This window comes from Cellulomonas hominis (assembly GCF_005239125.1).
In the GTDB taxonomy this organism is placed as follows: Bacteria; Actinomycetota; Actinomycetes; order Actinomycetales; family Cellulomonadaceae; genus Cellulomonas; species Cellulomonas hominis_A.
On the sequence record NZ_SZYE01000005.1, the window covers coordinates 45,342 to 56,337 of the forward strand.

10 protein-coding genes and 1 pseudogene are annotated in these 10,996 nt (G+C 73.6%); 3 read left to right on the top strand and 8 right to left on the bottom strand.

The annotated features are described in order from the left end of the window. The first annotated feature begins 5 nt into the window (after positions 1-5). The gene (locus FA014_RS01715) at positions 6-644 is read left to right on the top strand and encodes a hypothetical protein (protein ID WP_154727981.1); all 639 of its coding nucleotides are present in this window, start codon (positions 6-8) and stop codon (positions 642-644) included. Continuing rightward, positions 641-1,666: a glycosyltransferase family 2 protein gene (locus tag FA014_RS01720; RefSeq protein WP_195969117.1), complete on the top strand. Its 1,026-nt coding sequence runs from the start codon at positions 641-643 to the stop codon at positions 1,664-1,666. Before FA014_RS01715 ends, FA014_RS01720 begins: the two co-directional genes overlap by 4 nt. Here the strand turns inward: FA014_RS01720 and FA014_RS01725 are convergent. Further along, positions 1,659-2,378 (bottom strand): phosphoribosyltransferase, encoded by a 720-nt coding sequence (locus FA014_RS01725; RefSeq protein WP_154727982.1) that lies wholly within the window; start codon positions 2,376-2,378, stop codon positions 1,659-1,661. The two genes, FA014_RS01720 and FA014_RS01725, sit on opposite strands and share 8 nt — an antisense overlap. Positions 2,379-2,426: 48 nt before the next feature. After that, positions 2,427-3,245 (bottom strand): SDR family NAD(P)-dependent oxidoreductase, encoded by an 819-nt coding sequence (locus FA014_RS01730; RefSeq protein WP_230322785.1) that lies wholly within the window; start codon positions 3,243-3,245, stop codon positions 2,427-2,429. 189 nt (positions 3,246-3,434) lie between these two features. Between FA014_RS01730 and FA014_RS01735 the strand changes: the two genes are divergently transcribed. Then, positions 3,435-4,541 (top strand): GntR family transcriptional regulator, encoded by a 1,107-nt coding sequence (locus tag FA014_RS01735; protein ID WP_195969118.1) that lies wholly within the window; start codon positions 3,435-3,437, stop codon positions 4,539-4,541. A gap of 22 nt (positions 4,542-4,563) precedes the next feature. On the opposite strand, the gene FA014_RS01740 is transcribed toward FA014_RS01735, so the two are convergent. The 6 genes and pseudogenes from FA014_RS01740 to FA014_RS19800 all read right to left on the bottom strand — a co-directional run. Then, complete coding sequence (locus FA014_RS01740) at positions 4,564-5,673, bottom strand: glycoside hydrolase family 76 protein (protein WP_154727984.1); 1,110 nt, start codon at positions 5,671-5,673, stop codon at positions 4,564-4,566. 91 nt (positions 5,674-5,764) lie between these two features. Then, positions 5,765-7,021, bottom strand: a complete 1,257-nt coding sequence (locus FA014_RS01745) for an ABC transporter substrate-binding protein (protein WP_154727985.1) — start codon at positions 7,019-7,021, stop codon at positions 5,765-5,767. Between the two features lie 58 nt (positions 7,022-7,079). Beyond that, positions 7,080-8,015, bottom strand: coding sequence for a carbohydrate ABC transporter permease (locus FA014_RS01750; protein WP_230322786.1), 936 nt, complete (start codon positions 8,013-8,015; stop codon positions 7,080-7,082). After that, positions 8,012-9,013 carry a carbohydrate ABC transporter permease gene (locus FA014_RS01755; RefSeq protein ID WP_230322787.1) on the bottom strand — a complete coding sequence of 334 codons (1,002 nt, stop codon included), beginning with the start codon at positions 9,011-9,013 and terminating at the stop codon, positions 8,012-8,014. Before FA014_RS01755 ends, FA014_RS01750 begins: the two co-directional genes overlap by 4 nt. Then, a complete protein-coding gene (locus FA014_RS01760) occupies positions 9,010-10,356 on the bottom strand; it encodes a glycoside hydrolase family 125 protein (RefSeq protein WP_154727986.1) in 1,347 nt (448 codons plus the stop codon). The genes FA014_RS01755 and FA014_RS01760 overlap by 4 nt, the downstream gene beginning before the upstream one ends. Positions 10,357-10,747: 391 nt before the next feature. Further along, a pseudogene (locus FA014_RS19800) lies at positions 10,748-10,996 on the bottom strand (hypothetical protein); the annotation flags it as partial.

Below are 10,996 nucleotides of genomic sequence, written 5' to 3' on the forward strand. Positions count from 1 at the left end.
CTCGCATGTTCACCCGTCTCAAGGACGCCTGGGGCCGCTTCGCCACCGCGCGTCCGGGCGTCGCCCAGTTCGTCGTGTTCCTCGTGCTCAGCAACGGCATCACCGTGCTGCAGCTCGCCCTCATGCCGCTCATCAAGTGGCTGTTCGGGATGACGTCGCTGGTCGACACGTCGTTCCAGGTCTGGCCGATCGGCTCGAACCCGGACGGCTCGCAGTACTTCGTGTTCGACTACGCGGCCGGCGCCCTGCCGGCAGGCGGCGGCGGCCTGGCATACTTCTTGGCCGTGCAGATCACCCTGCTGATCGCGCAGGTGATCAACTTCTTCGCTCAGCGCAGCATCACCTTCAAGTCGAACTCCTCGGTCGTGAAGGCGGCCAGCTGGTACGCCATCGCGTACGTCGTGATCACCCTGATCGCCGCCGCGCTCCAGGGGCTCTACAAGGCGCCGATCTACGACCTGTTCATCGACACCTGGGGGATGGGCGGCACCGGCGAGACCCTCGCCGACTTCGTCACGATGATCATCAACGCGGCGATCTCGTTCTGGGTGTTCTTCCCGATCTTCAAGGTCATCTTCAAGCAGGTGCCCGAGGAGGCGGTCCCGGCCGCCGCCGCGGACGCCACGGAGGTGCGCTCGGCGTGAGCCCCGTGAGCCCGGTCCTGTCGGTCGTCGTCCCCGCGTACAACGCGGAGGCCTACCTCGCGCGCGCCCTCGACTCCCTGGTGGGGTTCGACGGCGTCGAGGTGCTGGTCGTGGACGACGGGTCGACGGACGGGACCGCTGCCCTGGCGCAGCGCTACGAGGCCGCGCACCCGGGCGTCGTCCGGCTGCTCTCGAAGCCGAACGGCGGGCACGGCTCGGCGATCAACGCGGGGCTGGCCGAGGCGCGCGGCGAGTACCTCAAGGTCGTGGACGCCGACGACTGGCTCGACCGGTCCGCGCTCGGGACCGTGCTCGCGACGCTGGGCGGGTTCCTCGCCGCCGGGCGGCCGGTCGACCTGCTGGTGTCGAACTTCGTCTACGAGAAGGTCGGCAAGCGCACCAAGACGGTCGTGCGGTACCAGGGTGCGCTGCCCGCGGGAAGGGTGATCGGCTGGGGGCAGACCCGGCGGTTCGCCAAGCGGCAGTACCTGATGATGCACGCGCTGACGTACCGGACGGCGGTGCTGCGCGCGGCCGGGCTGGTGCTGCCCGAGCACACGTTCTACGTCGACAACCTGTACGCCCTGGTGCCGCTGGCGCACGTGTCCACGCTCTACTACCTGGACGTCGACCTGTACCGGTACTTCATCGGGCGCGCCGACCAGTCGGTGCAGGAGGCCGTGATGATCCGGCGCATCGACCAGCAGCTGCGGGTCAACCGGCTGATGCTCGAGCACCTGTCCCGGGTGCGGGTCGCCGACCGACGGCTGCGGGCCTACCGTCTGCACTACGTCGAGATCATCTGCGCGGTGTCCTCGATCCTGCTCATCCGCGCCGGGACCCGGGGCCACCTGGCGGAGAAGGACCGGCTGTGGTCCGAGCTGCGCGCCCAGGACCCGTGGCTGTACCGCAAGGTGCGCTGGTCGGTGCTGGGGCAGATCTCGAACCTGCCCGGGCCCGCGGGGCGCCGGGTGTCGGTGCTGGCGTACCGGGTCGCGCAGCGGACGATCGGGTTCAGCTAGGCCGGTCCTCCGGGGCCGGGCGGTCGGTCGCCGGCCGTCCTGCCGGACGTCGGGCCCGGGCGGTGCGGAGCAGCGCGGCCACCTCGGCGTCGGCCGGCGGCGCGAAGTCGGCGTACTCCAGGCCGACCGCCTGGAACAGCCGCGGCACCCGCAGGCACACCAGCTCGTCGGCCTCGGCGGCGAGCGCCGCGGCCGTGTCCGGCGGGCACACCGGGAGGGCCACCACGACGCGGTCGGCCCCGCCCCGGCGCAGCGCGGCCACCGCCGCCCGGACGGTCGACCCGGTGGCCGCGCCGTCGTCCACGACCACGGCCGTCCGGCCCGTCACGGGCAGCGCGGGCAGGTCCCGGCGGAACACCGCCTCGCGCCGGCGCAGCTCGACGAGCTCCGCCGCGCGCACCGCGCCGATGACCTCCGGCGGCACCCGCGCCGCGTGGAGGACCGGCTCGTGCAGCACCTCCACCACCTCGCCGCCCAGGCCGGCGAGCGCACCCATCGCGAGCTCCGGCTGCCGCGGCAGGCCGAGCTTGCGGACCACCAGCACGTCGAGCGGGGCGCCGAGCGCCTCGGCCACCGGCACCGCCACGGGGACGCCGCCGCGGGGCAGCGCCAGCACCACGACTCCGGGCCGACCCGCGGAGGCCGCGAGCCGCCCCGCGAGCGCGGCGCCCGCCTGCGCCCGGTCCGCGAACGGCTCCCGACCTGCGGCCACGCGCTCCACCCGACCCCGCTCCAGCCCGCCCGACCCCGGACCGGCCCGTCAGCGCTGCATGATCGAGCCGCACGTCAGGTCGAGGATCGCCCCGGTGATCGCGCCCGCGCGCTCGGAGGCGGCGAACGCCGCGGCGTCCGCGACCTGCTGGAGCGTGGGCATCCGGTCGAGCGCGGTGCCCCCGGTCATGAACTGCTCGGCCTCCCGGACCGGCGGCGTGCGCTCGCCCCACGTCTCCGGCAGCGCGTCCGGGCGCAGGCACACCACCCGCACGCCGTGCCGGCCGACCTCGCCCGCGAGCGACCGGGTCAGCTCCTCGACCGCCGCGCACGCCACCCCGAACCCGCCCGTCGCGTGGAACCGCCGGTCCCGGCCGGCGAGCGCCGCCGCCGACGTCGACAGCGTGAGGATCGCCCCCGACCCCGCCTCGGCCATCCGCCGCGCGGCCGCGGTGGCGGTGCAGAACTGCGAGCGCAGCCCGGTCATCGCGGGCAGCAGGAAGTCGTCGACCGGCATCTCGCGCAGCGGGGTGCCCTGCAGGTCGCCGCGCAGGCTCGTGGCGTTGAGGCTGACGTCCAGCCGGCCGTGCTCGGCGACCACCGCGCCGACGTGCGCGTCGACGGCCTCGGGGTCCGCCGCGTCCACCACGGCGACCTCGGCCCGCCCGCCGGCCCGGTGGATCGCGTCGGCGACGGCGTCGAGCGGGTCCCGCCGGCGACCCACGAGCACCACGTGCGCGCCCTCGCGGGCGAACGTCCGGGCGGTCGCGCCGCCCACCGCGCCCGCCGCGCCGTACACGACCGCGACCCTGTCCTCGAGCAGCATGCCCACCCCCGGCATCGACCGCGGGACCGCTCCGCTGCGCACCCGCTGCTCCCAGTCTTCCGCCCGGGACCCTCCCGCGCTACGCGCCCCGCCCCTCGCCACCCCCGCCGACCTTGCACACGATGCGGGGTTCGAGCCCCCGGAACCCCGCACTTGGTGCACTCTCGGCGGGGGACGTGCGTTCGGGGGGATACATTGAATATGCTTGAACGACATCGACGGAGGTCACGCGTGGTGCTCTACCGACAGGTCTACGACGCGCTGCGTGACCGGATCGAGGACGGGACCTACGCCGTCGGCGACCGGCTCCCGTCCGAGGCCGAGCTGTCGCAGGAGTACTCGGTCAGCGCGATCACCGTCAAGCGCGCCCTGGACCTGCTGCGGTCGGACGGGCTGATCGTGCGGCGCCCGCGGCTCGGCACGTTCGTGACCAGCGCGCACCCTCGCGCCCCGCAGACGTCCGGGTCGGCACCGTCCCGCCCGCTGATCGGGTGCGTCGTGACGAACTTCGACGACACGTTCGGCAGCCGCGTGCTGGAGGGCCTGCTCGCCGGCGCCGGCACGGACGACCACCTGGTGCTGATGCGGTCCTCGGGCGACGTGGACCTGGAGGACGCGAGCATCCGGTCGCTCCTCGACGCGGGCGTGTCCGGCCTGGTGCTGCAGCCGTCGTCGTCGGAGTACATCCCGCCGGCCGCGCTGGAGCTGGTGACCCGCCGGTTCCCGCTGGTCATCCTGGACCGGGTGTACGACGGCATCCCCGTGTCGGCGGTGCGGTCCGACAACCTCGCGGGTGCGATCGCGGCGACCGCGCACCTGTTCGAGCTCGGGCACACCAGCGTCGGGTTCGTCAGCGCGGCGAGCCACGTGTCGACGAGCGAGGAGCGCCGCAACGGCTGGGTGCACGCCCACGCCGCGTTCCACCGCACGCTCGACGACACGGCCGAGCTGCGGTCGATCGGCTCGACGGTGCCCGGCAGCACCGTGACCAAGGACGAGGACGTCGAGCGGCTGGTGGCGTTCGTCCGCGCCCACCCGCACGTGACCGGCTATCTCGCGGCCGAGTACAACATCGCGCTGCTGCTGCGGGAGGCGTGCCGGCGGCTCGGCCTGCGGGTCCCCGAGGACGTGTCGGTCGTGTGCTTCGACCACCCGGACGCGGCGTTCGACGACGGGCTGTTCCGGTTCACCCACGTCCGGCAGCAGCAGGCGGCGTTGGGGGAGCGCGCCATCGCGAGCGTCCGCCGCCAGCGGCTCGAGCCGGCGGCGGTCGACAAGGTCGTCCTCCCCACCGAGCTGGTCCCGGGGGCGTCGACGGCGCCCCCGCCGGCGGGCTGACCCGCCGCCGGGGGCGCCGCGCTCACGACCCGGCCGCGCCCACGTCCGCGCCGGCCGCGAGCGCAGGCGGGAAGCCCGCCTCCAGCCGCCAGCGCTGCTCGACGGCCATGATCGCGCTGAGCAGCGTGGAGTACGGGATCGGCGCGGTCGTCGGCCGGCTCCAGTCGTTGCCCGGCCGGAGCCGGCCGTCGTGCAGACCGTGCGCCACCAGGGCGTCGGTGCCGGCGCGGGCGAAGTCCTCGAGCGCGGACCGGTCGTCCCCCTCCGGCAGCACGGCCAGCAGGGTGCCGAGGTAGCGGTAGAACACGCCCTTGAACAGCCCCTCGTCGCCGCCGTCGCCCTCGTCGCGGAACACCGCGCCGTCGCTGAGCTCGGCGACCGCCGTCCGCGCGGTGCGCACGGCCCGCGTCAGCGCGGACGGGTCACCGGTCGCGTGCCACTGCTCGACGAGCGCGCCGATGTAGAGGCCCTGGTTGTAGGTGAACCGCCACTGGACGTCGACGCGGCCGTCGCCCTCGCGGTTGATCCCGTCCTCGACGAACCCGTCCGGCCCGACGAGGGTGCGCTCCAGCCAGTCGAGCGCGCGGCCGGCGTAGGACCGGAACGCGCGCCCCGCGGGGTCGGCGACCGCGCGGTCCAGCCGCAGGGACAGGATGACGAGCGGGCCGTTCGCCGGGGTGTTCTTGTACGCGAGCTGCTGCTTGCGCCACGCCAGGCTGGGGCCCTGCTGGTCGTTCCACCCGTGCTCCACGACGTGGTCCCAGATCGCCACCGCGTCGGCGAGCGGCCGGGGGTCGCCGTCGGCCTCGTGCAGCCGCAGCAGCGCGAGCGCGAACCACAGCATGTCGTCGAAGTAGTCGTTGAACAGCGAGCCGCCGTTGCGCTCGACGATGTTGGCGACCGTCTCCCGCGCCCGGTCGAGCCACTGCGGGTCGCCGGTGCGCTCCCAGGCGTCCACCCGCACGTCGACGACGTGGGCGAGCCACCAGTAGTTGAACGTCGACGGCTCGCCGGTGCCGACGGGGTGGCTGTTGTGCAGGTGCTGCGGCCAGGGCGCGCCGAAGAAGTGGTCCAGGCTGTCCTGGGCCACGTCGGCGAGGTGTCCCCAGTCGCGGTCGTCCGTGGTGGTCATCGGTGGTTCCCGTCCTTCGAGGGGTGCGGTGCCCGGCCCGCGTCGCCACGGGGGCGGCGCGGGCCGGGTGCGGGGTGCGGGGTGGTGCGGGTCAGCGGGCCGCGGCGAGCAGCGCGTCGCCCTGCTCCTGCGCCTGCTGCAGCGCCTGCTCGGCGGACAGCTCGCCGGCCATGAACTGCTCGAGGGCGGGAACCAGCGCCTTGCCCTCGACGTCCGAGAAGCCCTCGACGTTCGGCCGGACCTGGGCGTAGTCCATGGTCCGGATGTACGCCGCGTACCGGGGGTCCTCGGTGAAGTACGGATCGTTCGCGGCCTCGACGTTCGCCGGGATCCAGCCCGAGATCTCGCCGAACGCGACGCCGTTCTCCGGCTGGGTGGTCCACCAGCGCATGAACTCCCAGGCGCCCTCGGGGTTCTTCGCGCCCTCCGGGATGACCAGCCCGAAGCCGCCCATGTACGCCCCGGGGCCGGCGGGGCCGCTCGGCGGCTCGACCACGGCGTAGGAGAGGCCGTCGACCTGGTCCAGCGTGGCGAGCGCCCAGGGGCCGTCGAGCTTCATCGCGACGGTGCTCTCCGCGAACGGGTCGGTCCCGTCCCCGAAGCCGAGCTCGTACACGCCCTCGTCCATCAGGTCCTGCCAGAGGTCGAGCACCGCGAGGCCCTCGGGGCTGTTGAACGCCGTCTCGGTCTCGTCGTCGTTCAGCAGCGAGCCGCCCGCCTGGGTGAGGAACATGTTGAACAGGCCGGGGTCGCTGAGGTCGAAGCCGGCGCGCTCGAGCGTGCCGCCGTCCCGCTGCGTCAGCGCCACCGCGGCCGTCCGCAGCTCGTCCCAGGTGGTCGGTGCGGCGACCCCGGCCTCGTCGAGCGCGGTCTGGTTCACCAGCAGGGACCGGTTGTCGACCAGCAGCGGCAGCCCGTACAGCGAGCCGTCGACCTCCATCTCGCCGAGCGCCGGGGCGTAGAACGCGTCCAGGTCGACGTCGTCCGCGGCCACCATGTCGTCGATCGGCGCGAGGGCGCCCTTCGGCGCGTAGAGCGACGTCTGGTACCGGTCCCAGAGCACGACGTCCGGCACGGCCCCGCCGGCGAGTGCGGTCAGCAGCTTCTCCTCGACGAGGCCCTGCGAGACGTACTCGACCTCGTAGTCGTCCTGCGAGGCGTTGAACGCGGCGGCCTGCTCCTCGAGCTGGGCGACCTGGTCGCCGGACCAGGACCCCCAGAAGACGACCGGCTCGGGACCGTCGACGGACCCGCCGCCCGCGCCGTCGCCCCCGCCGCTGCTGCAGGCGGTGACGGCGAGCAGGGACGCGAGCGCCAGGGCGACGCCGGTGGTGGTGGTGCTCTTCATCGAGCTCTCCTCAGGGTGGGTGGGGGCAGGGGTGTGGCGGGAACGGGGGTGGGTGGGGTCACTTGCTGCCGACGTGGGCGACGCCCTCGATGATCCAGCGCTGCGCGACCAGGAAGACGAGCAGCACGGGCAGGCTCGCGACCACGGTTCCGGCCATGAGCGGGCCGAACGCGGTCTCGTAGTCGTTGACGAACGACGACAGCCCGACCTGGACCGTCATCATCGACGGGTCGTTCAGCACGATCAGCGGCCACAGGAAGTTGTTCCAGCCGGCCTGGAACGACAGGATCCCGAGCACCGCGAGCCCGGCGCGGGCCAGCGGGAAGTACACCTGCACGAAGATGCGGAACTCGCTCGCGCCGTCGATGCGCGCGGCCTCGCCGAGCTCGTCCGGCAGCGTCTCGAAGAACTGCTTCATGAAGAACACCGCGAACGCCCCGGCCGCGCCCGGCACGATCACCGCGGCGTACGTGTTGAGCAGGCCGAGCCCGCCCTGGCCGAGCAGGTCGTTCCCGCCGGCGAGCGGGAAGTGCCGCAGGATCAGGAACGTCGGGATCATCGTGACGATGCCGGGGATCATCAGCGACGACAGGAACAGCGCGAACATCCCGGCGCGGCCCCGGAACCGGAGCTTGGCCAGCGCGTAGCCGCCGAGCCCGCCGAAGAACACGTTCGTCACCGCGCCCCCGACGCCGAGCACCAGCGAGTTGACGAAGTACCGGCCGAACGGCACGTCCTGGAACACCCGGGCGAAGTTGTCCAGCGTCGGGTTGTCGGGGATCAGCGACAGCGCCCCGGACAGGATCTCGGTCGCGGGCTTGAACGCCGTCGCCAGGGTCCACACGAGAGGCGCGACCATCACCACCGCGAGCACGGACACGGCGACGTACCAGACGACGGTGCCCAGCCGCCGGCGGCGGGAGGGCGGCCGGCGTCGTACCGGGGGAGCGGCGGACGGCGCGGTCGGCGCGGGGCGCGCGGCGAGGGCGGTCACCGGACGACCCCCGCGGCGGGCACCGCGGCGGGCAGCCGCCGGCGGCGGACCCTGCCGCTGTCGCCGGGCCGGTTCAACCGGGCATTGACCAGGGAGAACACCAGGATGATGAGGAACAGCACGAACGACAGCGCCGACGCGTAGCCCATCTCCAGGGAGCCGAAGCCCTTGTTGTAGATGTAGTAGACCATCGTGACCGTCGAGTTCCCGGGGCCGCCCTTGGTGAGGACGTAGGCCTGGTCGAACACCTGGAACGCCCCGATGATCAGCAGGGTCGACACCAGGAACGTCGTGCGGGTCAGCGACGGCAGCGTCACGTACCGGAACTGCTGCCAGGCGTTCGCGCCGTCCAGCCGCGCCGCCTCGTACAGGTCGCCGGGCACCCCCTGCAGCCCGCCGAGGAAGATGATCATGTTCGTGCCGAAGCCGGCCCACACGCTCATCAGGACGATCGCCGTCATCGCCCACTGCGAGTCGTAGAGCCACCGCGGCCCGTCGATCCCGAACCAGCCGAGCGCGACGTTCAGCAGGCCCTTCTGCGGGTTGAGCAGCCAGTACCAGATCGTCGCGGTGGCCACCGTGGAGGAGACCACGGGGATGTAGAACAGCGTGCGGAACAGCCGGACCGCCCGGTACGACCGGTTGAGCAGCAGCGCCGTCCCGAGCGCCACCACCAGCCCCAGCGGCACGTACATCAGCGTGTAGCGGGCGGTGTTCCGCAGGGCGGTCCAGAAGAACGCGTCGTCCCAGATCCGCGCGTAGTTCTCCCAGCCGACCCAGGTGGTGTCGCCGATGATCGCGTAGTCGGTGAGGCTGATGACCGCGGCCATGCCCATCGGCAGCAGCATGAACACCAGGAACAGCGCGAGCGGCACGGCGAGGAACCACCACCCGGCACGACGCATCTGGCGCGCCGTCGGGCTGACCGGCCGGGTGCGGGGCGGCCGGCGGGCGGCCGGGGCGGCCGGGACGGGCGCGGTGGCCAGCGCGCCGGTCACGACGCGCTCCCGGCGGCGACCGCCCGCGGGGCCGGCGTGGGCCGGGCGGCGGTCCGCAGCCCGGCGACGTCCAGCACCAGCTCGCAGAACATGGCGTCGGCCCAGGAGAACCACTCCCGGGTGAACCGCGCCGGGTCGTCCTTGTGGAACGACTCGTGCGTGGACCCGGTGCCGGCGTCCGTGGCCAGCAGGGTGTCGAGCAACCGGGCGCGCTCGGCGTCGTCGGAGGTGGTGAGGCCCTCGAGCGCGAGCCCGATGGGCCAGATGTGGTCCGGCGGGGTGTGCGGGCTGCCGAGCCCGCGCGCCGCGGTGCCCACGAGGTAGGTGGGGTTGTCCGGGCTCAGCACGAACGCCCGGGTGGCCAGGTACAGCGGGTCCTCCGACGAGCACCACCCGAGGTAGGGCAGCGACAGCAGGCTGGGGACGTTCGCGTCGTCCATCAGCAGGACGCCGCCGAGCCCGTCCACCTCGTACGCGTAGATCGCGCCGTGGCCCGCGACCTCGACGACGCCGTGCTCGGCGATGCCGCGCTCCAGGTCCGCCCGCAGAGAGCGCGCCTCGCGGGCGAGGTCGGGGTCGCCGAGGACGGCGTCGGCCGCGTCGGCGACGTCCGCCAGCACGACGGACGCGAACACGTTCCCCGGGACGAGGTAGCCGTACCGGCAGGCGTCGTCGCTGGGCCGGAACCCCGACCACGACATGCCCGTGACGGCGGTCGGCGCACCGCGGCCGTCGCGCACCAGGGTGTCGGACGGCGGGCAGTCGTCCCGCTCGAAGCGGTAGGGCGACCGTGCCTCGTGGTCCTGCTCGGTGCGCCACAGCGCGATCGTCGCGCGGGCCGCGGCGCGGTACCGCTCATCGAGGTGGTCCGTGCGGCCGGTCGACCGCCGGATGTCCGCCGCGAGCTGGAGCGGCGCGCACAGCGAGTCGATCTCGTACTTGCGCTCCCACACCCACGGCGACTGCTCCGTGCGGTCACCCGCGTGCCCGGCACCGGTCGGGCCGGCGTTGAAGGCGTTCGCGTAGGGGTCCCGCGCGACCTGGTCCAGCTGTCGCCGGTTCACGGACACCAGCAGGTCGGCGACCTCGGCGTGGTCCCCCGCGACGTGCAGGTACGGCGCCAGCTGGGCGCTGGAGTCCCGCAGCCACATCGCCGGGATGTCCCCGGTGACCACGAACGCCGTGCCGTCGGGCTGGGGCTGCACCGTGCGGCGCAGCGTGTCGCCGTAGGCGGCCTCGAACCGGTGGGCCGTGGTCGCGTCGGTGCGCTCCCGGACGGCGGTGCCGACCTCGCGGACGAGGTCCTCGATCCATCGAGCCACGTGCTCCTCCGTCTTCGTCATCGAACCGCCGCGTCGTCGCGGCGAGAGTGAGCATGTTGAATATATGTGACGCGCACGCGTCGACGCAACGGGGTGCGCGGACCGGTCGGCGGGCACTCCATTCGAAGGGAACGCGTGCCCTGACGGTGCGGGCGGGCGTGGACAAGCGAGGCCCCGAACGCGGAAGAGCATTCAATATACTTAGCACGCCGATACGCCGACCCGGCTGGGGCTGCGGCATCCGCGGCCGGACACCCCCGCGCCCGCTGCTCACGCGCGACCGGCGCACCGCTGCGTCCGCGTGGCGCACGCCGCGACGCCGACTCTGCATCCCGCGCCTGTGCACCGGCGCGCCGGCAGAGGCGCGGGATGGAGACTCGGCGAGGGGACACGCGCGCCGGTGCGCGGGGCGTCAGGGGAGGGGCGCGGGCTCGTCCAGGGTGGCCGTCGGGGCGTCCGACGGGGTCGGGGTCGGGGTCCCGCCGTCGGTCGGGGTGATCGTGATCGTGATGCTGACCGTCGCCGTGTCGCCGAACTTCGCCGACGCGAAGCCCGCCGCAGGGCCGATGAGCGCGGCCCCGACCAGCAGGGTCGCCAGGACGAGGCGGCCCCAGCGGCCGAGCACCGGGGCCTCGCCCGCCGCAGCGGACGACGCGTCCGG